Source organism: Xanthomonas hydrangeae (assembly GCF_032697525.1).
Lineage (GTDB): Bacteria > Pseudomonadota > Gammaproteobacteria > Xanthomonadales > Xanthomonadaceae > Xanthomonas > Xanthomonas hydrangeae.
Genome location: NZ_CP103836.1, coordinates 2,616,641 through 2,641,573, shown reverse-complemented (window position 1 = coordinate 2,641,573; position 24,933 = coordinate 2,616,641). Strand labels below are relative to the sequence as shown.

Genomic DNA, 24,933 nt, shown 5'->3' with positions numbered 1-24,933 from the left:
GCGCTCGCCGATTGCGGGACCGTGTGGCGGCATGGATGCCGCCACCGAGCCTCCAGGGATGGATTCACGGCGTGTCCCGCAAGCGGTGAGCGCATCGCGCCCTCGACGCACTCGGGTTCGGAACATCCAAGCAATGCTGAAGCTCAAGATCCCGGTCGCCTTGAGATGTAATCGAACGGTGTGGATTGGTTGGTTGCAGAGCGGATGATTTGCGGGTTGGCTGCAGGGCCCTTGCCCGCCTACCATCGCAGGACACGCCGCAAGTACGTCCTTGTAAGCTCTTACGCGGCATCCATGCCGCGTAAGGTCCCGCGACGGTGGGCGAGCAAGGACCAGGCGAGATGGTCGGTGTGCGTGGTTGCGCGCAATGCGTGTTGCGCGGCCGTCCGATGAGGGTACGGCTGATCAGCTACTTTCGATCCGACCAACGTCGCTGCCATTCCCGATACCACTTCATGCGTCCACACAGGGCGTGTGGTCGACACGCTGCCGCCATCGATACAGCGTTTGAGAGGTTGTTTTAGTTGCTGTTGGTGGTGCCTGCAGCTGACGATACCGCTTACGACACCTGAGGCTGCGGAACACGGCAACCTTAGACTGTCGCCTGGTTGCTGCCTTACACCACCAACGCCTGCAGCGACTCCCGCTCCAGCTGCGCGTACAGCGCAAATTCGTCGTGCACCTGAGCGCCCAATGCCTGCTCGAAACTGCGCTTGCTCGAATGTGCGGCGTAAGCGCGTTGTTCGGCGCCGCCGAGATTCGACTGGAAGATACCCGCCGCACTCACCGGCAGAAAATCTTCATAGATGATCGGATCGGCGCTGACCAGGCCAAGCGCGATCGCAGTTTCTGCTGGCATCGCGGCCACCTGTGCGGGATCGGCGCGGCCTGCCTCGGTGAACGCATAACGGAAATAGCCCAGGCCTTCCTGACGCAGCAGCGCTTCGTCATCCGGAAACGCCACAAACGCGGTCTGCAGGCGCGTGGCGTAATCGGTGCCGGTGCTGCCGGCCCCATCGCTGTCGCGTGCCTGCGCCAGCAACGCGTCGTACAGCGCGCGGCCCTTCGGCGTGAGCGCAAGCCCGCGCTGCTCGATCTCGCCAAAGCGCGCGGTGTGCGTGCCATGTTCGGCCAGCCCGCTGTCGCCGACAAAGCGCACCGGCTCTTCCAGGGCCTTGAAGCTGGTCTGCCGCAGCAGGATCGGAATGCGCCGCTGCGGCGGGCCTTCGATCACCGCCTTGGCATCGATGCCGGCACGCTGCATCTGCGCCTGCGCCGCATCGATATCCAGCGTACGCGGGGTGAGATGGTTGATGTGCGGGCCGTGGAAGCTCACCACGTCGGCAATCAACTTGTGCGCCTCGCTCAGCGCGCGATAGGTCGGCAGCGACACGGTGGCATCGCCATGCCAGCGGAAGGTTTCCAGCGCTTGCGCCACGAATTCCTGCGCCTGCGCCGCCTCCAGCCCGCCGTGACGCTCATGCTGTTCGATCGAGTCCAGCGCGCCGGCGGTGAAGATCTGCCGCTGCTGCAGGATCTGCTCGGCCTGCGCACGCAGCGCGGCATCTTCGATCAACTCCAGCCGCAGCAACGAGGTGAACACGCGGAACGGATTGGCCGACAGCGCCGCATCGTCGATCGGGCGGAACGCGGTGGAATGCACCGGCACGCCGGCCACCGACAGGTCGTAATAGCCCACCGGATGCATGCCCATCACCGCAAACAGCCGGCGCAAGGTGGCTAGCTCCTGCGCAGTGCCGACCCGGATCGCGCCGTGGCGTTCCAGATCCAGCCGCGCGCGCTCGTCGTTGCGCTGCAGGCGCGCGGCCAGGGCGGGATCGGCGCTCAGGGTGTCGGCGTTGACCTGCGCCACCAGCGTCATCAGCTCGCCGTACAACGGCACCTCGGCGCGATACATGGCAGACATCGCCTGGGCGAACAGGCTGCGGATGTGATCGGGAGAGACAAACACGGTATCGCGCATGGGCTGGTCTTGGCGGGGCCGGCCAACGCCAGCGTTACCGCATTCTCGCCGACCCTGCCCTGCGGCGACCAGCTGCACGGCAGCATGCGGGCGAGTGCGTTGGCGTGCAGACAGTCGCGCGGCATGAAGACTGCGTAAGCATTGCCGCGCCAGAGCCGATAATGCCTTTCAGCATCAGAGGCGGTAGTCGTTAGCGATGCGGAGCCGGCGCTGCGTGGTGCCGGCTCGGCTGGCCGGCTAAGGCAAGCCGCGCGACGCACGCTCCATACCACTAAAACCCCGTGCCACTGACGGCCAACCCCTCAGGGAAGCCGGGAGGGAATCACACGGTCTAAAGCCCGGCCTGCGCCGCCGCCTCGTCCGCTTCGCTGGCCTGGCGCGCGGCCTCCAGCCGTTGCGCATGGTCGCCAAGTTGTCTACGCAGCAGCGCATCCAGCGTGATCGGCCGCTCCCAGCGGTCGTAGCTGGCGACGATGGCATGTCGCAGCGCACGCATGTGCGCGCTGTCCGGGCTGGCCGACAGCCGCGTGACCACGCCTTGCCAGCCATCGTGATGGTCGCGGCTGTACGCACGCACCGCGTCGCGACAGGACAACTGCAGCGTCTGCGCCCAGAAACAGGCGAAATAGATATCGCCCGCATGCCAGCCATGCACCTGCAGCAACGCCTGCACGTAACCGCGGGGGGTGCCGGTGTAGCGCGCCACTTCGGCAATAAAGCTGTCCGGATAGCGCTGCACATAGCTGCCCATGTCGGCCAGATGCTGGTCCACCCACGCATCGCCAGTGCCGGGGATCACCGCCGGCGCCACCGGCTCTGCCGCAGCACCGGACGCCGGCGTTGCCGCAGGCGAGGTCTGCGCTGCCGCCAATATCGGCAACAGCAACGCCATCAGCAATGGCAGAGATCGCAACAGGGCAGTGGGCAGTAAACGCATGTGCCGATGATGCCGCATGCCCGCGCCGGTGTCAGGCCGATCGCAGCGCTGCGCCATGTCACGCGTGGCCAACAGTCGTCAGGCAAGCAGGGTGGCGCGCCCAGACTTCAGAACAGGCACGTGGTGCAGGTCGCACCGCGCGTCGACAATGCACCTGCGCCGGTTGGCGCAGGAGTGATCTGCGCTCAGCGCAGATCGTAAAAACCGATGTGATGCACTTCGCGGCAACCGGTCAGGTCGCAAGACCCAACATAGCCCGGACCGATGTAACGCTGCCGCGCATCGCGGTTGTGCGGGCTGCTGTAGGGGTCAGGGCCGTACAGCCCGTTGCCGTAGTAAATCTGCCCGTAGGGACGGTTACGCGATGCACCCAGCCGCAGTCCGGCGCCGTATCCCGGATATCCGCTGCCATCGCCGACGTATCCACCGTAGCGATCGTCCGAATACCGGTCGGCCGCGAATGCAGCATTGCCATCGCGCCCATTCGGCCGGGTCTGCAGGGTCGCGATACTCTGGCCGTGGGCATCCACATAGCCTTGCTCACGGTCGAAGCGCACCGTGCGGAAATACACCAACTCCCCACCCTCCCGACGCGTGCGCAGGCGAACATAGTCGCCGCCATCGTCGTAGTACGGCTGGCCGTCGCGGAAGATCACTTCGCTGGGGTTGATGACTTCTTCTTCGAGCTCGGCAGCTACCAGCGGCAGCGTACCCACTAGCAGACCCAACAACAGGGCCAAGCTGGTGCGATAGGTAAACGACAACATGTGCATTGGTGATCCCTAAGGTCGGCCATGCCTGTGCCCGGCCGGAAACGTCCTGTTGCTAGAGCACCTCAGCGTGCCCGCCTGTTGCATCTGCAGTGATTTTGTTCGCCGCCTTTAGCTTAGCGCGTGCTGCCGGGCCAATGCATCCAGCGCCTGCACCGCCGCAGGCCAGCCGGCCGCATCGGGCACTTCGTGCATCCGTGGCTCGTCGGCGGCCACGCCGTGCTCCTGCTCGTGCGCCCAGGTCACCGCGTAAGGGGTGTAGATGCCCCAGCCACCGATGGCCAGCACCGGCTCCACATCCGAACGCAACGAATTGCCGATCATCACAAAGCGCTGCGCCGGCAGCTCGAACTCGCCCAGCACGCGCGCATAGGTCTTGGGGTCTTTTTCGGAGACCACTTCGACGCGCGGAAACAGATCGGCCAGACCGGACTGCTCGATCTTCTGCTCCTGATGGAACAGATCGCCCTTGGTGATCAGCACCACCGCATAGTCGGACGCAATCGCGCTGACCGCCTCGCGTACGCCGGCAATCACCTCCACCGGGTGCTGCAGCGTGGCGCGGCCGATCTCGACGATGCGCTGGATGTCGCGCGCGGCAATGCGCGCCTGCGTCAGCTCGATCGCGGTTTCGATCATCGACAACGTCATGCCCTTGGCGCCGTAACCGAACACCTTGAGATTGCGCCGCTCCACCGCCAGCAGATGCTGCTGCATGCGGCTGTCGCCCAGGTCCAGATAATCGGCCAGAATCGCTTCGAAATCCGCTTCGGCGCTGCGGTAATAGTCCTCGCTCTTCCAGAGGGTATCGTCGCCATCGAAGCCGACCAGTTGGATCGCCTGGCCGTCGCGCTGTGCAAAAGAGGTCATCGCACAAGTCTAGCAGCGCACTGGAGCGTTGCTATGCTCAGTCGCCTGCGGCATCGCCCGGGCCGGGCTGGTAGCTGACGAACTCGTCGCGCGACAAACGCCCATCGCCATTGCTGTCGAAGCCGGCGAAGTTCTCGCGCAGCACCGGGTCCGCACCGGCTTCGGCCATCGTCAGCGACCCGTCGGCATCGCTGTCCAGGCTGCGAAAGCTGCGTGGCACCAGAGCGCCTGCTTGCGGTGCGAGCGACGCCTCTGCGCCGCCTTTGGCAGTGGATGACCTGGGCACATCGGCAGGTAGCAATGGCGTGCTGGCGGGCGTTGGTGGATCGATTGGCAAGGGCGACATCGCCGGTGCAGCGGTATTGGATGCCGTCGGCGATGGCAATGGCGCCACGGTGGGCAGCTCCGGTGGCGCGGCGAGCGCCAGCAGTGGACTCGACAAGCCGACCAACAAGACGATGCGCAACTGAAACATGAAAGAAGACCGGGCAGAAGGCCACACCACCGTAGCGAGGCAGACGTAAAGAAAACGGGAGCGACCCTGGCAGATCGCTCCCGCATGTCCATCCTGTTACTTGCTCATACCGGACATCCAGAAGCGATGCCACGGATCAAACGACAACTGCTGATCAAACACCTGCTACTGCGAAAGCTGCCTCCTGATGCTTGGAAAATGTCAGCAAACAAACTTGCGGCCTGCTGTCTTAATTGCCTTGCGACCCACTCGCAGCGCCGCCCTGCTGTTTGACGACAAACGCCTTGTACTCGTCCGGGGTCAATTGCCCGTCCTTGTCGGAATCCGCATCATTGAAGATCTGCGCAAGCCCGGCGTTGACCTGAGCCTCCTGTGTACTGATGGCGCCGCTGCTGTCGGTGTCGACACTCGCCCAGGTCTGACCACCGCCGGAGGACTGCGCAGGTTGTGCCGCAGTGGTGGCAGAACTTCCCGACTGGGCCGATGTCGCGGCGGCATCCTGTTGCGTACTCTGCGCCATGGCCGGTAGCGCCAAAGCGGCAGCAAGGGCGGCGGTGGCAGCGAGCAGCGAGGTGCGGTTGCGATTCTTCATTTGGGTGGTCTCCTTGGCTTGGGAATGCACGGTATCGCCGCGCATGGCATCACCCTACCCGGCGCGAATGAATACAAAACCCACCCTAAATTTGCGCAAAACATCCTCTTAACCACAGCGCGGATATTTGTGGTTAGCCATCTGTTAGGTCTCGATGAGCCAAACAGAAGTGGCTCATTCAATACATGAAAATATGCGAACTCCGGCACATTTTTTCGGGCGATGTCAGGCGTTCGGCGGCGCGTCGTCCCAGCTTCCGGAACTGAACAGTTTCCAACCGAGTACCACGCCGGCAATCGCGCCGAACACTTCCAGCACCACACGCGACCCCAGCTCGTTGGGATCGTGGATCCTGGCCAACGCGATGCGCGCATACAACGGCGACTCCAGCCGCACGATGCTGGTGTAGACGAGATTCCAGATGTCGTAACCGGCGCCGATCGCAACCGCGAGCAGGCAGGCGATCCCCAGCGTGTGCCCATGGGTGAACTGCAGGCGCCGCCCGCTGTACTCCACTGCCGCAAACACCAGCACACCCAGCACCAACGCGATCAAACCAGCCTCCAGCGAACCGAGCAGGCCGAAGTGCAGAGACAAATTCATCGTGACGATCCGGGCAGCAGGCGCATCAGTCTAGCGGCTGCGGGCGACCGATCCCTGCCAGACCCGCAGGAACGACCGGTCACGCGAATGGGGATTGGCTGGGCAAACCGATTGCTCGATCCTGCGACACGCCACGCTCATGCATCGTCCTGCCGGCGCGCGCTCACCTGCGCCTCGCCCTCGTCGTCCCACTGCACGCTCACCGAGATCGGCTTGCAGCAGACCTGGCAATCTTCGATGTAATGCTGATCGCCGCCGGTCAGGTCCAGCGTCAGCGTGATCCACTCCCCGCAATACGGGCAGGCGATATCGACAAAACGTTCCGGGTCGGACATGACAGTTCCTTGAAGTGGCAATACACGCTACGCGGCAATCAGGCCACGCGCAGCGCGCGGATGGCGGGCAGCACGCGCAGTGTACGAGCGGCGTTTACCGATGCCGAGCGCCCACTACCACCGGCGACAGCGCAGCGGCTTCGTGCCCGATCAGTTGACCGGAACGTCGTACGCAGTGTCGGGCGTAGGCTCGGGACGCAGAGTGAAGTGCCACCACTCCATCGGATAGTTGGCAAAGCCCTGCCCCGCCATCGCACGCAGCAAGCGCTGACGATTCGCCCGCTGCGCGGCGCCGATATCGGGTGTATCGGTGTGCGCACGCGCATCGAAGAAATCGAAATCGGTGCCCATATCGACCGCAAGACACTGGCCTGATCGGCAATCCAGCAAGCCCAGATCCAGCGTCGCACCGCGGCTATGGCCGGAGGTCTCGGCGATGTAATCGCCCAGCAGCGCGCGCTTGTCCACGCGCGGGTAGTACTGCGCCTTGCTCGACTGCTCCTGCAGATCCGCAGCCCACGCCACGAACGCCTGCACCGCCCGCACCGGTCGATAGCAATCGAACACCTGCAGCCGATATCCCTGCGCCTTGAGCGTACGCGCCACCCGCGCCAGCGCCTCCGCCGCCGGACGCAGCAGATAGCAGGTCGGCGCCGCATACCCCGGCACCACGCGCCCGGTGAAGTTGTTGCTGCCCGCATAGCGCATGTCCACCGCGATCTCCGGCGCAAGGCTGCGCACATCGATCAGGCCGGCTTGTGCTGGCGTGGTTGCTGGCGAAATCGCGGGAGTGGCCGCTACATTGAACGCTGCGCATAGAACAGCTGATGCGAGCGACCATCGCCAGGCACGCATCGACGTGCAGACAGTCTGCGATGTGTCGTTTGCGCTAAAGCATGAGTGTGGCATGCGCCAAGCATAGGACATCGGCCCGCTGGGCGGGATACGCGGAGATCGTCAGAAAGACACGCTTGCCGGATCGCATGAGCTGCCATGCGGATCCGACCAGGTAGGACTGGTTGCTGTTGGACTTTTGGTTTGCGAATCAGAAAACAGAGATCAGGGAACGACATACATCAAAGCAACGCCGACACCCGGCGCAGCACCAGCCCGGTGGATCACCGGACTGGCGACTGCTATCTCAACAGGTCACAACGTCATCCGCATCAGCTTGCTCAGCGCGCCGGGCCCGTCGGTGTCTGCGCGGTCTGCGTGCGCTGCTGCGCGTCCTGACTTTGCCGCTGGGTCTCCGCTGTGAGCTGTTGCTGGCTCTGCTCCAGCGGCACCGCTGCGGCCTGCTGCTTGTCCACGTAGGCACGATTCACATCAAGCGTATTGTTGGGGTTTCGCTCCACTGCAATCAAGCCCTTGCCATTGGTACTCGGTACCAACTCATCGATACGCGACATACCACTCACCTTGGCTTCGAATGCCACTTGGCCGGCGGCGCGTTGCATCTCATCGCGATTCTGGAAACCGCCGTTCGGCCCTTGTTTTTCCAGCTGCTTGACGGCCTGATCGAATAGCGGGTTATCGCGGCGCAGCTGCTCAACTCCCTCTTGCCGTTGCAGGTTCTTGTCGATAGATGCAAGTGTTTCCGGGCCAGCCTTGCCATCCACGCCTTTCAAACGATTTTCCTGCTGGAACTTCTCTACCGCAGCCTCGGTTTTGGAACCAAATGTGCCGATGGCATCCTTCGCATCCAGATATCCCAGCTTGGAGAGCTTTTCCTGCAACTCCTTCACTTGAGCGCCCTGCTCATTGCGCTTCAGGACCCCATCACCCTTATCTACACTATGACCGCCGTGCTTTTCCAGCTGAGAATGGTCATGTGCTGCAGGCTGTTGGCTTGCCTTGGTAACCGTCTTATCCGGGTCTGCCAATTTGATCAGATCCGCTTTCTCGTTCTCAGCGCGATCCTTCAGGGAATCCAGCGTTTTTTGCTTCTCGACACGAGGAAAAAGCCCCCTGACGTGCTCGGCCTTGTAATCCTGCACTGCACTAACGATGTCCTTGTCGGAAAGCTTGGAGAGCTCGTAATCCTTACCGAACTTCTCTTCCAGCCCCTTCAAAAAAACGCCAGATCCGCCGGGCTTTTTATCGCTCCCCGGACCGTACTGCACAGCAGTGCTCCACAGCGCATCCTGCACAGCCGGACCACGGTCGGACAGATCCACGCCTTTGTCGCTCAGTCGGTCCACCAGTTTGTCGTAATGCGTCCGCTTGATGTAGTCGTGTTGCTCCTGCGGAAAAGAAGCATCGGTCTTAGCCAGCTCCTTCCACTTGGCACTGAAATCGGCAGAGCCAGGAGTCAAACCCGCAAAATCGTCGGTGTATTTACTGTTCTTCACGAAGGCCGCAACGGTACCTCCAACGATGACATTGCCTTCCTTTGTCTTGACCTGGGACGTCATCTGATAAGAGCCGTAAGAAACACCGCCCGGATCATCGATACCGGACGACACTGTACTTGCGCCTCGCCCGCCGGTTTCGTAATGCTTAGAGGTTTGACCCAACTCCCAGTCCTTGTTGCTCATCGCACATCTCCTTATCTAAGAATCAAATTACAGTTGTCACGAGAAACGCGGAATTCAAAGCGATTCCAGCTCGGCTGCTCGACTCGCCGTCATGTCGAGACGGCATTCGGCAGCATCTACGCGCCCCGCCTGCCCGCTATCAGGATCGTAGTAACACTTTTCATCGCGGTCAGCGATCCACTGCCGCTGCTGATCGCGCAGCTTGCTCTGCTCTGTGCCATCCAGCTTCGCAATCAGTGCCTTGTAGACCGTATTCAGGCGGGCATCCTGGTATTCGTGTTCAGCAGAGATGCAATCCAGCATTGCCGGGGTTGCACCTGCGGCGTTAGTAATGCATTCGTCATAGGAAGGTCGCAGCACGGGTGAATCTCCTTTTGGTTTTGATGGCCCAGGCGCAGCCTGCGCCTGGGTAGCTTGCGGACTGGAAGGCCGTGCATCAGCGGCAAGTGCCACATCGTCGGTTGGTGACGCGGAAGCCGGCGCACTGGATCCGTTCGGTGGAGCAGAGGCGGTTGATCGAGCTGGCGTGGAAGATTCGCCATTACATGCAGCCAGCCCGCATAGCGCAAGCAGACATGAAAGATGAAGGGCTTTAACGGTGACCATTGATGGAATTCATCCTTTTGGCTTGCGCGGATCGGGGCGGGAGTTCTAGACAATCACTGAATCAGTGTCCATTATATTTCCAGTTACGGTCATACACCTTCAAGAACAGGCTCAATAGGAAGGAGACCTTAAACAACATTTTCAGCGACCCAGCAGCGGCATGTATGCCTGCTTCGCCGCGTCATAGGTGTAGGTGACTGCGTCATTCGCGCCGAGGGTGCCGACCTTGCCGGGGCCGGGGCCGGCGATGGCGGTGCCGTGCATGGCCACGCGCAGGATCGGCATCGCCCCGCTCTTGGGAGTTTCGAAGCTCAGCGTACCGGTGCTGGTTGCGCACTTCATGCTGCCCTCGTCGTCGCAAGCGGCACTATTGTCTTCGCCGGTGACCAGCGTGCCCAGATAGACCCAGCCTTTGTAGTCGCCCAGATCGTTCTTGTTCGGGTCGAAAGTGAACATGGCAAAGCCTGAACTGGTAACGCCGTCGTTGAAGCCCGTGGTCGGTACCGCAAGCAGCAGATGGCCGTCGTTGGTCTCGGTGCTCTGTGACTTCCGCTTTTGATCCAGCGTGTCGGCCTTCTCGTTGCCGCCGAAATCGCCTGCCCAGAGTTGGGCGTGAAACAGCGTCCAGGTCGGCTTGCCGTCTGCACTGTCGAGCACATAGGTCGCCTGACTGATGCTGACGCCGACCGCAGGATCTGGAACATCCTCTTCCTCGGATTTTCCGTACTTCTCAGGGCTCGCGTTGGCAAAGCCGGTGTAATAGTGCTTGCCACCGAGGTCGAAGCGATGGCCGTACCAGAAGCTGGCCACGGCACCGCTATCGATGGCGTAGGACGCCGATCCGTCACCCTTTTGGCCGTAAATATCCTCAAGCACGCGACCGGGTGCCGGCACCTCGACCGCAGGGGTGTCGGCCTTGCCAGCGCCTGCAGGCGTGGCGGCTGTTGCAGGTTGCGCGGGAACCGTTTGCATGTCGGCTGGTGTACTGCCGGGCGTCTTGTCCGAGCAACCACCGGTCAACAGCAGCATTGCCGCCCACAGCACTGTTTGTCCTGGCTTCATCACCCTGCGTCCTTCAAAGGTTTTGGCGCGCCGATCCTATCAAGAACCTGTCGGAATCCGGTGCATGCGATGCTGGTCAGCGCACATCTTCTGAGCGTCCAAGCCATGTCTGCGCGCTAGCAGGCGCGCGGTGTTCCTGAAGAACAAGACCACTCGCCGCAGCGGCGATCACCGAACGCCCATGCCACGCAGCAGGGTAATGGGACGGGCTGCTACGGCACATCCGGCTCCGTCATCGTCGGTGGTATATGCGGCCGCGTCAGCATCGGTTGCGTCAACGCATACAGAATCCGCAGGTCCTCAGCATCCAATGTGCGTGCATCGTTGCCGCGATAGTGATGGTGAAAGGCGCGCAGCGTCGCGGCGGGATCCTCGACGCTGTAGCCGAGCAGGGCGAGCGCTTGCCACGGGTCGAAACTCGCTGGTGCAGCCGGGGCATCGGCCGCTGGCCAGCGGCCGAATCCGGCGTCGGCCAGGCGTTTCCAGGGAAACAGGGGGCCGGGGTCGTTCTTGCGCGTCGGCGCGACGTCTTCATGGCCGACGATCTGCGTGCGCGGGATGCGCAAGCGCGTGCACAGGTCGTCCAGCAATATCAGCAGGCTGTCGATCTGCGCGGGCGCGAACGGCTCACTGCCGTCGTTGTCCAGCTCGATGCCGATCGAAGCGGAATTGATGTCGGTGATGGTGCCCCAACGCCCGGCACCACCGTGCCAGGCGCGCTGGTCGTCGCTGACCAACTGATAGCGCTGCCCATCGTCGCCGATCAGATAATGCGCACTGACCCGGCCACCGCTGTTACGCCCGCGCAGCGTACTCAGACTTTGCTGCACCGAGTGCTGGTCGGTGAAGTGCAGCACGATCAGGATCGGCCGGCGCGCGTCGTAATTGGGCGACGGCACCCACTGGGCCAGCGGATTGCGCTGCGGCGCATGCGCGCAAGCACCCAACGACAGCACGACCAAGCAACACGCGGCGCGTAGCCAGAGCGATGGCGACAGGGTGGTAGTAGGCGACATCGGACTCTCCGGGTGACTGGCGAAACGACAGGGGGATGCGCCGTGCCTGCGCCTGGATGGACACCGCATGCGATGCACCCATTATCTGCCGAGCATCATGAAGTTGCAGCGGCCGCGAGCAGCCCTGCAAGCGCGCGGCCGCTCCCGGCACGCGCCCACCATCTTTGGCGATGACTGCGCAGTTGACGCTCAGCATCGGGAGCACTCCGGATGCCGCCCATGTGATGGCGATCCCCGCGTTGCCGGGCGCTGCATCCGGTCTGGTCGTGGCAAGGTCGCCAACCGTGCGCTCCGCAGTCGGTCATCGGCACTGGCAGGCTTGGCGACACGAGTGCGGCCAGTAACAGTACGCCACCGAGTCAGCGCCCCTGCGCCACGCGTACACTGCAATCCATTGCGCTCGCCGCACGTGCAGAATGCGCGTGCAGCCTTGGTCTCTCGCGCAGAACCTCGTCACTCGCTACATCCAACAAGAGCCTTCTTCATGCCATTGTCGCGCCGCCTGTTGACGTTGTTGCTGCTGGTGATCGGCCTGCCCTGCAGTGCAGCTCCGGCAACGCATGCCGTTCCTGTGCAGCAAACGGCACCATTTGCGGTCAGCGATGCGCAGCTGACAGCCGATTACTGGATCCAGCGCAGTCGCACCGCACAAACACTGCGCATGACTTCCGCACAGATCGCCAGCTTCAATGCGCGCCTGCTGCGTGACGATGTCTCCATGCACGATCTGTCACAGCTGCCCGAAGCTCTCCCTGTTGCCGATGTACGCGCACGCATCGAGAAGCTGTCGGCCACGCCAACGCGTGCGTTGTACGGCGCGGACGGACAGCCCATCGACGCAACACGCTTGACCGCATTGCGCCACGCACTGGCGTTGGATGCACTCCCCGCCCAGGTAATGCCACACTTCGCGATGGTGGTGCGGCGCACCGCGCTACGCACCTTCCCAACTACGCAACGTGCGTTCACCACCACTGACGACCACGATATCGACCGCTTTCAGGAGTCGGCGCTCTACCCCGGCACGCCGGTGGCGGTGTTGCATACCAGTGCCGATGGCGCATGGCAATTCGTGCTGGCCGCCAACTACGCCGCATGGATCGCCAGCGATCATCTCGCAATCGGTACACGCGCCGAAGTGCTGGGCTACGCACAACGCAGCCCACGCGTGATGGTCACCGGCGCACGCGTGCAAAGCGCTTACACACCCGAACTACCTGCGATCTCAGCGCTGACGCTGGACATGGGCACCAGCGTGCCGCTGCTCAATGACTGGCCGCCGCAACAGCCGGTCAACGGGCAGTTGCCGCTGGCCGCCTATGCCGTGCAACTGCCACTGCGCAACGAAGAAGGCCGCTTGCAGCTGGTGCCGGCGCTGATACCGCGCGGTGCCGACACGCGCATTGGTCCGCTGCCGGCCACCCATGCAGCGTTACTGCGTCAGGCATTCAAATTCCTCGGCGAGCGCTATGGCTGGGGCAACGATTACGACGCCCGCGATTGCAGCGGCTTCGTGTTGGATGTGTATCGCAGCCTCGGCATCGCCTTGCCGCGCAATACCGGCGATCAGGCACGCAGTCCGGCGTTACGTAACGTAACTTTCGATATTCGCGCGCCATTGCAGCAACGCCTGCAACAACTCGCACAACTGCAGGTCGGCGACCTGATCTACATCCCCGGCCATGTGATGCTGGTGATCGGGCATGAACATGGTGCGCCGTGGGTCATCCACGATGTGGCCGGCGCCAATTATCGCGCGGCCGATGGCAGCGTGCAGCGCGCGCGCTTGAACGGCGTATCGGTCACCCCGCTGCTGCCACTGCTCGCCAGCGACGGCACGCCGTTTGTCGATCACATCACCCGCATCCAACGCATCGCACCGATTGGCTCCCCATGAAGATCACCGGCTTCCGCCTCGGCATGCTGCGCGTGCCGTTGAAAACTCCGTTCAAGACCGCGGTCCGCACCGTGCGGGCGATCGAGGATGTGGTGGTGCTGTTGCAGACCGACAGCGGCCATATCGGCTATGGCGCTGCGCCGGCCACCGCACCGATCACCGGCGATACGCATGGCTCCATCATCGCCGCGATCCAACAGTACATCGCCCCGAAGTTGATCGGCCAGGACGTGGCCGATCTCAACCGGCTATGTGCGCTGGTGCAACACGCGCTGGAGCGCAATAGCAACGCCAAGGCCGCAGTGGAAATCGCGCTCTACGATCTGTGGGCGCAGGCATTGGGTACCCCGCTATATCAGGCGCTCGGTGGCGGCACGCCGCGCATCACCACCGATATCACCATCAGCGTCGATGCCATCGACACGATGGTGGCCGATGCGTTGTCCGCGCTCGCACGCGGCTATGGGTCGCTGAAGATCAAGGTCGGCAAAGACAGCGAGTCGGATGTCGAACGCATCAAGGCGATCCATGCGGCGGTCGCTGGGCGCGCATCGCTGCGCCTGGATGCCAACCAGGGTTGGACGCCCAAACAGGCGGTGCGCACGATGCGCACGCTGGAAGACGCCGGCATCGTGATGGAACTGGTGGAGCAGCCGGTCAAGGCGGCCGACATCGACGGACTGGCGTTCGTCACCGCGCGCATCGACACGCCGGTGATGGCCGACGAAAGCGTGTTCTCGCCGATCCAGGCGATCGAGCTCATCCGGCGCCGCGCCGCCGACATCGTCAACATCAAACTGATGAAGACCGGCGGGCTCTCCAACGCAATCCGTATCGCCGATATCGCAGCGTTATATGGCGTGCCGTGCATGATCGGCTGCATGATCGAATCCAGCATCAGCGTCGCGGCGGCGGTACATCTGGCCGTGGCCAAGGCCGACAGCATCACCCTGGCGGATCTGGATGCGCCCGCACTCGGGCAGTTCGATCCCACCGAGGGCGGAGTGCACTTCGACGAAGCGCAACTCCATATCGACGACTCGCCGGGTCTGGGCATCCGACGCATTCGCGGACTGGAGCTGTTGTCGGATTAAAGCACCGTTGGATATTTCTGGTCGAGGGCGCGGTGCCCCTCACCGCTCGCAGGACACGCCGCAAGTACGTCCATGAAGGCTCGGTGGCGGCATCCATGCCGCCACACGGTCCCGCAATCGGCGAGGACACCGCACCAGAGACTCTGCTGATTGCTTTGTTTAAAACCATGCACACCGACCATCTCGACTGGTCCTTGCCGGCCCACCATCGCGGGACCTTACGCGGCATGGATGCCGCGTAAGCGCCTACACGGACGTACTTGCGGCGTGTCCCGCGATGGTGGGCCGGCAAGGGCCTGCTGCCAACCCGCAGATCAATTGCTCAGCAGCCGATTCCTTCATAGAACCCAAGGCTCCCCATAACAACCGAGATGTCACAGCCTGAACAAAAGTGGCTGACAAAACGTCGCAAGCCTTTGGCCACCGGGTAGCGACGACCCAGCTAGAACCAGCATGTACGAGTGGCAGATGCCCACCGAGAGACAGCAGAGCCGCTTGATAGTGGCGAAGTAATCTTGTCAGCCGCTCCAAGCCCCGCCAACCACGCACACGAACATCGGCGCACATGCGCCGCACAGCCGCATTGCTGGGTACAGTAGCGATAAGGTGTTGGTCTGTGATGCAGTGCCGAGGCACCGCACTGTCGCCGCCAACGACCAATCGACTCAACACAGCTCACCCCTGCCAGACCCATTCCTCCGGAGCCTGCATGCGCCTTGCCACCGTGTTTCGATCCATCGTGTTGTTGGCGCTGACAAGCTGCAGCAGCCTTGCCGGCGCTTCCGGTCCAATCGACGCGCTGAATCGAGCGCGCGCATTGATCGTGGTGACCACACCGGACTGGAACAGCACGCAGGCGCGCCTGCAGACATTCACCCGTGTGGATGGCCACTGGCAACCGGCCGCACCAGGGTTTGCGGTTGCGCTGGGACGCCATGGCAGCGCCTGGGGCGATGGCCTGCATCCTGCACAGACGCAAGGCCTGCAGAAGCGCGAGGGCGACGGCCGCAGCCCGGCCGGTGTCTTCGCCATCGGCCCGGCCTTCGGTTATGCCCCGAGTATCGACAGCACGATGCCGTACCAAGCGATGACCGCCACCAACTACTGCATGGATGTACCGAGCTCGCCGCTGTACAACCGCATCGTCGATGCCGCCCAGGTCGGTGAAGCCGCAGTGGCCGGCTCGACCGAGCCGATGCGGCTGGACCTGCAACATCCCGGCGATGCACGCTACAGCGAGGGCTTCGTGATCGCGCACAACCCCAACGCCATCCCCGGTCATGGCAGCTGCATCTTCGCCCACCTATGGCGCACGCCAGGCCAGTTCACCGCCGGTTGCACCGCCATGGCGCAGGCCGATATGCAACGCCTGCTGGCCTGGTTGAAGCCCGACGACAAACCGCTGTTCGTGCTGTTGCCGCGTGCCGAATACGCACGCTTGCAAGCGCAGTGGCAGCTGCCCAAGTTGAAGGACGCCGCACGATGAGCACACCGGTTCCTGCGCCCGATTCCACTGGGCTGGTGCGCGTCGTCAGCCGTTGGCAGATCGTCGGATTGTCGATCAACGATGTGATCGGCAGCGGCATCTATCTGCTGCCGGCAGCCACTGCCGCATTGTTGGGGCCAATGAGCCTGTGGGCGGTGATGCTGGCCGGCCTGGCGGTGGCCTTGCTGGTGTTGTGCTATGCGCAGGCGGCGAGTTATTTCGATACGCCTGGCGGTAGTTATCTGTATACGCGCGAGGCGTTCGGCCCCTTCGTCGGTTTTCAGATCGGCTGGATGATCTGGCTCACCCGCATCAGTTCGGCAGCCGCATTGAGCAACGGCCTGGCCGACGCGGTCGCGCGGTTCTGGCCGACCGTCGCCACCGAGCAGTGGGCACGTCTGCTGGTGGTGGTCGGCTCATTGGGATTGCTCACCGCCATCAATGTGATCGGAGTGAAATCGGCCGCGCGCACCGGCATCGCCCTGGTGATCGGCAAGCTGGTGCCGCTGCTGTTGTTCGTGGCAATCGGCCTGTTCTATGTAGATTGGTCGTGGGCCTTCGCCGGCACCGCGCCGGACTTGCGCGACCTGGGCAATCTAGGCGAAGCCGCCTTGTTGTTGCTGTTCGCCTATGCGGGATTCGAAAATATTCCTGCGGCCGCTGGCGAGTACCGCAACCCACGACGCGATGTGCCGTTTGCACTGATCACCATGATCGTCACCGTCACATTGATCTACGCAGCGGTACAAGTCGTCGCACAAGGTACGCTGCCCAATCTTGCCGCCTCGGCCACGCCGTTGGCCGATGCCGCAAGCCGCTTCGGTGGCGAAGCGCTGGCGCTGATCCTCACCGTTGGCGCCACCATTTCCATCCTCGGCACCACCAGCAACACGGTGATGCTCGGGCCACGCTTTTTGTTCGCACTCGCACAAGATGGCTATGGCCCGGCATTTCTGGCGCGCGTGCATCCGCGCTTCCACACCCCCGCAGCGGCAGTGATCACCCAAGGCGTGTTGTCGCTTGGATTGGCGTTGTCCGGGTCGTTTACCCAACTGGCGCTGTTGTCGATGGTCACGCGGCTGTTTGCGTATATCGGCACGGCTGCAGCGGTCATCGTGCTGGCGCGTCGTTACCGGCAACGTACCGACACCTTGCGTCTACCGGGTGGGCCAGCCATTCCCATCGCCGCACTGCTGTTGTCGCTTGGCCTGCTGGCCAGTGCCAGCTGGCAGAATCTGGCCGCCGCCGGCATCGCCTTGCTGGTGGGCTGGGCATTTTATCTGTTCCCACGCAAGCAGGCCTAAGGGTTTCGCAACACACTCGCACAGGGCTCACGCACACCTAACCCGGCGCGCCCAACGCTGCAGCTCTCACCTGCATGGGAGTTTGCGATGAAACTGCGCCGTGTCTACAGCACACCCGATATCGCTAGTGCGCAACGCGTCATGCAGGCCGCACGCAGCGCAGGCATCGACAACGATGCGCTGTCGCTGATTGCCCGTTCGGATATCGAGCTGGAAGACGTGCCCGACGAGCGCAAGAATGCCAAGACCGATTTTCTTCCCGCTGCCGCGCGTGGCGCCGCAACGGGCGGTGCCGCAGGCTTGGTCGCCGGTCTGGTTGCCATCGCAGTGCCTCCCATCGGCCTCACCATTGCCGGGGCCGGCGTCATGGCGCTGGCAGGCGCGCTGGTCGGCACCTGGTCGTCCGCACTGATCGGGGCCACCGTACCCGATCCGATCCGTCGCCAGTTCGAAGAGGAAATTCAGGCCGGGCGCATCCTGGTGATCATCGATGCCGACGAGCCATCGCTGCTGCATGCCGAAACCAGCCTGGTGGCTGCGGGTGCCACGCCGCTCCCCTACGAAGCCGCTTCAGCGTCAACTTGAATGCAACCAGACGTAGGCCGACAGCGCGCTGATTGCATAAGGCGTCATTTCGACGTCGCATGCAGTAAAAAGGCGCAAATACCTCATCGCAGCACGGTGTTTTGATGCACTCCTCACCTGCCCTGGCAATGGATTTAACACCTGCCGGCCTACGGTAGTTGGCACATTCACCGTGGAGACGAGCATGAACGTGCCGTATCAGATTCCAGGCCGTGCGCCGGACGAAGACCGCAGCCAGAATATATCCAACTATTGGCGCGAGCGCTTCACCGAAGAGCCGTATTACACCGAAGGTGACCGTTACGAAGACTACGAGGGTGCCTACCTGGCGGGACATGAGGCACGTATCCGCGAAAACGCGCGTGCCTATGATCAGGTAGAAGCCGAATTGCACCGCGAATGGGAAGCCAATCGCGGCACCGAAGGTTTGAGCTGGAGCAAGGCCCGTCACGCAGTCAAGCGTGCCTGGGAAAATGCGACAGACTTTGTCACCGGCGATAGCAAGTCAAAGCCCTGAAAACAACAACGCCACCGTCGAGGTGGCGTTGTTGTATCAGCGTGTGGGGGCAGGCATCAGTCCAGTGGCGGCGGTGCCGCGCGCGAAATAGGCAACCGGTTGTCGATATCCATCGCATCGCGCGTGTTCTTCTGCACCGCAACCGCACCGAACAGACTCAATGCATACGCCATCGCGTAAAAGCCTTTCTCGCTTAGCAACAAAGTCGCGTTGATCAAGCCAATCGCCAATAGCAGCAGTGCGATGATCAGCGAGAACCAGCAGATCGCGTAATACAGTCCCGTCACCGGAATACCGTCCGCGCGGTCACGCACACTCTTCTGCAACGACACCGATGCGAACAAGCCAAACAGCAGCAACGTAAAGTAGTAACCTTTTTCGTTGAGCATCATCTGCGCATTCCACAACCCGATCAGGTAGGCAATGCTGCCCAGCAGCAATGCGGCCCAGGATGCGGCGATAAAAGCGGGTGAAGTTTTTTGCGTGGCAGCCATGGAAACTCCTTTTCATGGTGGAGCAGGAACGTGGGACGCATACGTCTCACAGAGAAAGTGATCTACGACAAGGCGGCCTCGAAGGCGTCGTGTAAGGTACTTGAAAACCCGACGCGGGACACGTTGCGGGAGGGCTGCAGCGTCACCGCGCCTTATCCCCTGGAGGACCACATGTCTGTCCGACGTCTGCTTGCACTGGCCTGCTCGGCCACGCTGTTCACCACCGGCGCCGCATTTGCCGCGCCCGCCGCCGCACCTGCAGCGGCCATTCCCAAGGCGCAGTGGCCATTCCAGGCCACCACCGTTGCCGATTTCGACGAACCCTGGGCGATGACCTTCCTGCCTGACGGCAGTTTGCTGGTCAGCGAAAAACGCGGCTCGCTGATGCGGCTTGATCCCAAGACCAAGCGCAAAAGCGCCATCACCGGTATCCCGACCGTGGCCTACGGCGGCCAGGGCGGCTTTGGCGATGTGCTCGCGCACCCGCGCTTTGCCCGCAATGGCCTGGTCTATGTGAGTTACGCCGAGCCTGGCGAAGGCGATACACGCGGCGGTGCCGTGGCGCGGGCCAAACTGACCCTGGATGCCACCGGCGGCGGCACGCTGTCGGACTTCAAGGTGATCTGGCGTCAGGACCCCAAGGTCACCGGCAATGGGCACTTCGGGCACCGCCTGGCGTTCGATCAGGCCGCCAAACTGTGGATCAGCTCCAGCGAACGGCAGAAATTCACCCCCGCGCAGGACATGAAAGCCAATCTCGGCAAGCTGATCCGGCTCAACGACGACGGCAGCGTGCCGGCCGACAATCCCTTTGTTGCGCAAGGCGGTGTCGCCGCGCAAGTGTGGTCGCTGGGCCATCGCAACATCCTGGGCATCGCATTCGACAGCAAGGGCCGCTTGTGGGAACACGAAATGGGCCCGATGGGCGGCGATGAGCTGAATCTGATCCAGCGCGGCGCCAACTATGGTTACCCGATCGTCTCCAACGGCGACAACTACGACGGCACCCCGATTCCCGATCACAACACCCGCCCGGAATTCGCCGCGCCCAAGATCAGCTGGACACCGGTGATCTCGCCGGCCGGCTTTGTGATCTACAGCGGCAAGCAGTTCCCGACATGGCGCGGCAACGGCTTCATCGGCGGGTTGTCGTCGATGGCATTGGTGCAGGTCTCGCTCGGCGATCAGCCGCGCGAGGTGGCCCGCTACGACATGGGCGCGCGTATCCGCGAAGTGGAACAAGGGCCGGATGGCGCGCTGTGGTTGCTGGAAGACGAAGCCAGTGGCAGTACCGGGCGTTTGCTCAAGCTGACACCCAAGAGCAAGGCCGCAGTCGAGAACGATGCGTAAGTTGGTGCACCGCCTGGATCGCTGCGCCAATGCGTGCTGCGTCAAGTAGCAGCACTGAGTGATGACTCGCACCATCGCCATGCGCTCGTTGAGCGCTGGCGATGGTGACGATCAAGCAGATTGCCTAGGTAGCAATTATGGCGTCAGCCATCAGTCACTGCAGCACTTTCACTGATCGCTGCGGCGCTGCGGCACGGTGCAGATCAGCCGCTTGCATTACGTTCACCCGAAAGCGGTGACTCCAACGCACCGGCTTCCTCGGAGGACACGCTTTCAGCCTTCCAGCAACTCGAAGGTCACTGCCTCGCCACTCTTGGCCGATGCGCAGACCCACACATCGAACAATCCCGGTTCGGCGCCGAATACGCCCTTGGGGTCGGTGAAGGCCAGCGCATCGCGTGCCAGCGTGAAAACCACGTCCGTGCTTTCGCCGGGCTGCAACAACACCTTGCGAAAGCCCTTGAGTTCGCGCACCGGGCGCACCCGGCTGGCCACGCGATCGTGCACATACAGCTGCACCACTTCTTCGCCAGCAACGCTACCGGTATTGGTCACGCGCGTGGTGATGGTCAGCGCCTGATCCCAACCAACCTGCGCGCTGCTCAGCTGCGGCGGCGCATACGCAAACGTGGTGTAGCTCAAGCCATGGCCGAACGGGTACAACGGCTCGTTGGGCATTTCGCGCCAGCGCGCCTTGTATTCGGACAGGGTCGGCAATTCCGGACGGCCGGTGCGCAGATGGTTGTAGAAGTACGGCTGCTGCCCCGTCACCTGCGGAAAGCTGATCGGCAGCCGCGCAGACGGGTTGTAGTCGCCGAACAACACATCGGCCACGCCGGTGCCGGTCTGCGTGCCCAGATACCAGGTCACTGCAATCGCATCGGCATCGCGCACCGCACCGCTCAATGCCAGCGCGCGCCCGTTGCGCAGCAACACCACCATCGGCGTGCCGGTGGCGGCGATGGCTTCGGCCAGCGCCTGCTGTGCCGGCGGCAACACGATCTCGGTGCGCGACTGCGCCTCGCCACTGAACCGCTGCGGCTCGCCCAGCGCCAGCACCACCACATCGGCGGCCTGCGCCGCATCGATAGCGGCGGAAATCCCGCCCGGCAGCGCCTCTTCCAGGCCACAGCCAGGCACCACGCTCAGATGTTCGCTACCGACCACCGCACGCACGCCCTGCTCCAGGGTCACATAGCGTTCCTTGTCGCCGAACAGCGTCCAGCATCCCTCGATATTCTCGCGGTCCTGCACGAACGGCCCGATCAACGCAATGTGCTGTCCGCTTTTCTTCAGCGGCAACACTGCGCCTTCGTTCTTCAACAGCACGATCGAACGCCGCGCCGCATCGCGCGACAACGCATCGTGCGCCGGCAGATGCGCGGTGTCGGCTTCGCGTGCCGGATCCAGCGAGCGATACGGATTGTCGAACAAGCCGATCGCTTCTTTGAGCTGCAACATTCGGCGCACGCTGGCATCCAGCGTGGCCATCGGGACCTCGCCGCTTTCCACCAGCGACGGCAGATGCGCGGCATAAAAGCCGCTCTGCATGCTCAGATCCAGACCGGCCAGGAACGCTTTTTTGGTCGCATCGCGCTCATCGGTGGCGTAACCGTGCGCGATCAATTCCATGTCGGCGGTGTAGTCGGAAATCACCACCCCGGGGAACTGCCATTCGCCACGCAGGATCTGCGTCAGCAACTCATGGTTGGCACTGGCCGGCACGCCGTTGATGTCGTTGAACGAGGACATCACGGTCAATGCGCCGGCATCGAAGGCGGCCTTGAACGGCGGCAGATGCACATCGCGCAAGGTTTGCGGTGCGATGTCCACGGTGTTGTATTCCATGCCCGCCGCCACCGCGCCATAGGCTGCAAAGTGCTTGGGCGTGGCCAACAGCGAATCGGCGGCTTTGAGATCGCGGCCCTGGAAACCGCGCACGCGGGCGGCGGCAAACGCAGCGCCCAGCAATACGTCTTCGCCGGCGCCTTCCGCGCCACGGCCCCAGCGCTGATCGCGCGCAATGTCCACCGCCGGTGCGTAGGTCCAGTGCAGGCCAGCGGCGGTCGCTTCGATCGCGGTGGCGCGCGCGGTGCGCTCGGCCAGCTCCGGCTCGAAGCTGGCCGCTTCGCCCAGCGGAATCGGGAACACCGTGCGCATGCCGTGGATCACGTCCGCCGCCAGGATCACCGGGATGCCCAGACGGCTTTCTTCCACCGCCACTTTCTGGATCTGTACGCCCAGCGCGGCGCCAACGCCGTTGAACAGCGAGCCGACCCGGCCCTGCCGGACCTGCTGCAGCACCTCGTCGGCGTTGAGCACATTGGCTTCGGGATTCACGTCCGGCGCGAACGGCCGCACCATGTCGGCGAACACACCCAACTGTCCGACCTTCTCTTCGACGGTCATCCGGGCAATCAGGGTTTCGATGCGATCAGCAGCCATGAGATCCTTGAGAAAACGTTTACATGGCCGTCAATTCTAGCCTGACGCGACCGCGAGGATGCAACTCTTCTGCCTGTTCAGGCTAATATTCAGGCCCGTTGGCAGACGTTGGACGGCGAAATGACGATCTGCCTTGCAGTTGCTCACGCGCCACCGCAACCGTTCAACACCTGCCATCGGTGGGCGCCCGGAACCTCCAGACAGCCCAGCCGCCGACAAGACCGAGCGCTACTGTAAGGCCAGGGAACAGATACACCCTATAGAGAAGGTGGCGCGTCAGCAGAAACGCGCGTGCGCTCGATGAGCACACCCACCGCCTGCGCACCGCGCACCGCCCCCGGCTTGCTCAGTTTCAGCCGCAGCCAGTGCACCCCAAACTCGTCCAGCACGATCGCCGCGCAGCGCTCGGCCAGCGTTTCCACCAGCCCGAAGTCAGAGGCCTGCACGAACTCGATCAGCCGCTTGCTCACCGCCTTGTAGTTCAGCGTGTCGGCAATGTCGTCGCTGGCGGCCGGAATGCGGTTGTCGAACCCCATCTCCAGATCGAACCGCAGCGTCTGGCGGATCCGCCGCTCCCAGTCGTAGATGCCGATCAGCGCATCGATTTCCAGGCCTTCGATAAAAACTTTGTCCATGGGTGGGGAATCGGGAATGGGGATTAGGGAATGGTGAGAAGCACGAGCAACAGCAGAGCAGCACGGAACGAATCGGAATAGCGCTCTTACGATTCCCTATTCCCGATTCCCGAATCCCGCGCCGCCGCCAACGGCGGCAAGCCCGCCATATCCCAGCGCGGCGTCACATGCACCGCCGCATCGGCACTCTCGCCGGCCTCCAGCCGCAGCGCGCCGGCGAATGCGATCATCGCGCCGTTGTCGGTGCACAAGGCCGGGCGTGGGAAGCACACCCGGCCGCCGCGCCGCTGCGCCGCCTCCTGCAGCCGCGCGCGCAGGCGCTTGTTGGCACCCACGCCACCGGCCACCACCAGCGTGTTGCAGTCGGCCGCATCCAGCGCGCGCAGGCACTTGATCGCCAGCGTCTCCACCACCGCATCCTCGAATCCGCGCGCGATGTCCGCGCGCGTGGTGTCGGACTGGTCGCTGCCGCGCCAGGCCAGCAGCACCTGGGTCTTGAGCCCGCTGAAACTGAAATCCAGGCCGGGCCGGTCGGTCATCGGTCGCGAGAATTTATAGCGTCCCGGCGTGCCGGTTTCGGCAAGGGCAGCGAGCTGCGGGCCGCCCGGATACGGCAAGCCCATCATCTTGGCGGTCTTGTCGAAGGCCTCGCCGGCTGCATCGTCCAGCGTTTCGCCGAGCACTTCATAACACCCCAGCGCCTTGACCGACACCAGTTGGGTGTGGCCGCCAGAGACCAGCAGCGCTACGAATGGCGGCTGCGGCGGGTCGTCTTCCATCAACGGCGCCAGCAGATGGCCCTCCATGTGATGCACACCGATCGCCGGCACGTCCAGCGCCCAGGCCAGCGAGCGCGCCACACCGGCACCTACAAGGAGTGCGCCCACCAGGCCCGGGCCTGCGGTATAGGCCACCCCATCGAGTTCGTCGATGCGCAACCCCGCCTCGCCCAGGGTCTGGCGGATCAGCGGCAGCAGCTTGCGCACGTGGTCGCGGCTGGCCAGTTCCGGCACCACCCCGCCGTATTCGGCATGCAGCGCAATCTGGCTGTAGACCGCATGCGCGCGTAGCGCCGGCACGCCGGACAAAGCAGTGTCGTAGACCGCCACACCGGTCTCATCGCACGATGATTCGATCCCAAGAACTTTCACGGCAACTCGGCAGACAGGCACATGCGGCCTATTTTCGCAGCTTTTGCGCTGCGCAGATCGGCCAGGGGCGATATGCTGCGCCACCGTGCGATCACTGCCCGATCGGCCCAAACCCATGCATTACTAGGCCTGCAGAAGCAAATCTTGCAGGGGGCTTGCAGGTCGTTGGCAAGTCGTTATAATGCGCG

The 24,933-nt window shown here is 63.1% G+C and carries 24 protein-coding genes; 7 read left to right on the top strand and 17 right to left on the bottom strand.

Translation table 11 applies throughout. From position 1 onward, the window contains the following. Nucleotides 1–616: 616 nt before the first annotated feature. The 13 genes from hglS to NYR97_RS10925 form a co-directional block, all read right to left on the bottom strand. Nucleotides 617–1,984, bottom strand: coding sequence for a 2-oxoadipate dioxygenase/decarboxylase HglS (gene hglS, locus NYR97_RS10985; RefSeq protein ID WP_316697945.1), 1,368 nt, complete (start codon nt 1,982–1,984; stop codon nt 617–619). A 331-nt stretch (nt 1,985–2,315) separates the two neighbouring features. Next, nucleotides 2,316–2,939, bottom strand: coding sequence for a hypothetical protein (locus NYR97_RS10980; RefSeq protein ID WP_316697943.1), 624 nt, complete (start codon nt 2,937–2,939; stop codon nt 2,316–2,318). A 167-nt stretch (nt 2,940–3,106) separates the two neighbouring features. Next, nucleotides 3,107–3,694 (bottom strand): hypothetical protein, encoded by a 588-nt coding sequence (locus NYR97_RS10975; protein WP_316697942.1) that lies wholly within the window; start codon nt 3,692–3,694, stop codon nt 3,107–3,109. 108 nt (nt 3,695–3,802) lie between these two features. Further along, nucleotides 3,803–4,561: an HAD family hydrolase gene (locus tag NYR97_RS10970; RefSeq protein WP_316697941.1), complete on the bottom strand. Its 759-nt coding sequence runs from the start codon at nt 4,559–4,561 to the stop codon at nt 3,803–3,805. A gap of 37 nt (nt 4,562–4,598) precedes the next feature. After that, nucleotides 4,599–5,003 carry an EF-hand domain-containing protein gene (locus NYR97_RS10965; RefSeq protein ID WP_181018020.1) on the bottom strand — a complete coding sequence of 135 codons (405 nt, stop codon included), beginning with the start codon at nt 5,001–5,003 and terminating at the stop codon, nt 4,599–4,601. Nucleotides 5,004–5,265: 262 nt separating this feature from the next. Next, nucleotides 5,266–5,628 carry an EF-hand domain-containing protein gene (locus NYR97_RS10960; RefSeq protein ID WP_205392734.1) on the bottom strand — a complete coding sequence of 121 codons (363 nt, stop codon included), beginning with the start codon at nt 5,626–5,628 and terminating at the stop codon, nt 5,266–5,268. A 225-nt stretch (nt 5,629–5,853) separates the two neighbouring features. Continuing rightward, nucleotides 5,854–6,231 (bottom strand): hypothetical protein, encoded by a 378-nt coding sequence (locus tag NYR97_RS10955; protein ID WP_168959658.1) that lies wholly within the window; start codon nt 6,229–6,231, stop codon nt 5,854–5,856. 137 nt (nt 6,232–6,368) lie between these two features. Continuing rightward, entirely contained in the window at nt 6,369–6,566 is a 198-nt protein-coding gene (locus NYR97_RS10950; RefSeq protein WP_316697939.1) for a CPXCG motif-containing cysteine-rich protein, read from the bottom strand. A 150-nt stretch (nt 6,567–6,716) separates the two neighbouring features. Next, the gene (locus tag NYR97_RS10945; RefSeq protein WP_316697938.1) at nt 6,717–7,421 is read right to left on the bottom strand and encodes a M15 family metallopeptidase; all 705 of its coding nucleotides are present in this window, start codon (nt 7,419–7,421) and stop codon (nt 6,717–6,719) included. A 320-nt stretch (nt 7,422–7,741) separates the two neighbouring features. Beyond that, a complete protein-coding gene (locus tag NYR97_RS10940; RefSeq protein ID WP_316697936.1) occupies nt 7,742–9,103 on the bottom strand; it encodes a peptidoglycan-binding domain-containing protein in 1,362 nt (453 codons plus the stop codon). 54 nt (nt 9,104–9,157) lie between these two features. Next, entirely contained in the window at nt 9,158–9,463 is a 306-nt protein-coding gene (locus NYR97_RS10935; RefSeq protein WP_232372866.1) for a lysozyme inhibitor LprI family protein, read from the bottom strand. Between the two features lie 387 nt (nt 9,464–9,850). Then, nucleotides 9,851–10,771, bottom strand: coding sequence for a hypothetical protein (locus NYR97_RS10930; RefSeq protein WP_316697934.1), 921 nt, complete (start codon nt 10,769–10,771; stop codon nt 9,851–9,853). 212 nt (nt 10,772–10,983) lie between these two features. Next, entirely contained in the window at nt 10,984–11,787 is an 804-nt protein-coding gene (locus NYR97_RS10925) for an N-acetylmuramoyl-L-alanine amidase (protein ID WP_316697932.1), read from the bottom strand. A gap of 484 nt (nt 11,788–12,271) precedes the next feature. On the opposite strand from NYR97_RS10925, the gene NYR97_RS10920 reads away from it, so the two are divergent. From NYR97_RS10920 to NYR97_RS10895, 6 genes are all read left to right on the top strand, one after another. Beyond that, on the top strand, nt 12,272–13,684 hold the full coding sequence (locus NYR97_RS10920) for a C40 family peptidase (protein ID WP_316697931.1): 1,413 nt from the start codon (nt 12,272–12,274) through the stop codon (nt 13,682–13,684). Then, nucleotides 13,681–14,778, top strand: a complete 1,098-nt coding sequence (locus NYR97_RS10915) for a dipeptide epimerase (protein ID WP_316697930.1) — start codon at nt 13,681–13,683, stop codon at nt 14,776–14,778. The genes NYR97_RS10920 and NYR97_RS10915 overlap by 4 nt, the downstream gene beginning before the upstream one ends. A gap of 709 nt (nt 14,779–15,487) precedes the next feature. Further along, on the top strand, nt 15,488–16,264 hold the full coding sequence (locus NYR97_RS10910; RefSeq protein ID WP_316697928.1) for a L,D-transpeptidase family protein: 777 nt from the start codon (nt 15,488–15,490) through the stop codon (nt 16,262–16,264). Beyond that, on the top strand, nt 16,261–17,568 hold the full coding sequence (locus tag NYR97_RS10905) for an APC family permease (RefSeq protein ID WP_316697927.1): 1,308 nt from the start codon (nt 16,261–16,263) through the stop codon (nt 17,566–17,568). Before NYR97_RS10910 ends, NYR97_RS10905 begins: the two co-directional genes overlap by 4 nt. 87 nt (nt 17,569–17,655) lie before the next feature. After that, complete coding sequence (locus tag NYR97_RS10900; RefSeq protein ID WP_316697926.1) at nt 17,656–18,153, top strand: hypothetical protein; 498 nt, start codon at nt 17,656–17,658, stop codon at nt 18,151–18,153. A 184-nt stretch (nt 18,154–18,337) separates the two neighbouring features. Further along, the gene (locus NYR97_RS10895; RefSeq protein ID WP_210762374.1) at nt 18,338–18,670 is read left to right on the top strand and encodes a hypothetical protein; all 333 of its coding nucleotides are present in this window, start codon (nt 18,338–18,340) and stop codon (nt 18,668–18,670) included. Between the two features lie 56 nt (nt 18,671–18,726). On the opposite strand, the gene yiaA is transcribed toward NYR97_RS10895, so the two are convergent. Next, entirely contained in the window at nt 18,727–19,164 is a 438-nt protein-coding gene (gene yiaA / locus NYR97_RS10890) for an inner membrane protein YiaA (protein WP_316697925.1), read from the bottom strand. A gap of 171 nt (nt 19,165–19,335) precedes the next feature. On the opposite strand from yiaA, the gene NYR97_RS10885 reads away from it, so the two are divergent. Beyond that, entirely contained in the window at nt 19,336–20,514 is a 1,179-nt protein-coding gene (locus NYR97_RS10885; protein WP_316697924.1) for a PQQ-dependent sugar dehydrogenase, read from the top strand. Between the two features lie 273 nt (nt 20,515–20,787). Here the strand turns inward: NYR97_RS10885 and NYR97_RS10880 are convergent, their stop codons facing one another. From NYR97_RS10880 to tsaD, 3 genes are all read right to left on the bottom strand, one after another. Further along, nucleotides 20,788–22,959, bottom strand: coding sequence for a glycoside hydrolase family 3 N-terminal domain-containing protein (locus NYR97_RS10880; protein ID WP_316697923.1), 2,172 nt, complete (start codon nt 22,957–22,959; stop codon nt 20,788–20,790). A 257-nt stretch (nt 22,960–23,216) separates the two neighbouring features. After that, entirely contained in the window at nt 23,217–23,594 is a 378-nt protein-coding gene (gene folB / locus NYR97_RS10875) for a dihydroneopterin aldolase (protein WP_316697922.1), read from the bottom strand. 86 nt (nt 23,595–23,680) lie between these two features. After that, entirely contained in the window at nt 23,681–24,745 is a 1,065-nt protein-coding gene (tsaD, locus tag NYR97_RS10870; protein WP_316697920.1) for a tRNA (adenosine(37)-N6)-threonylcarbamoyltransferase complex transferase subunit TsaD, read from the bottom strand. Nucleotides 24,746–24,933: the final 188 nt, after the last annotated feature.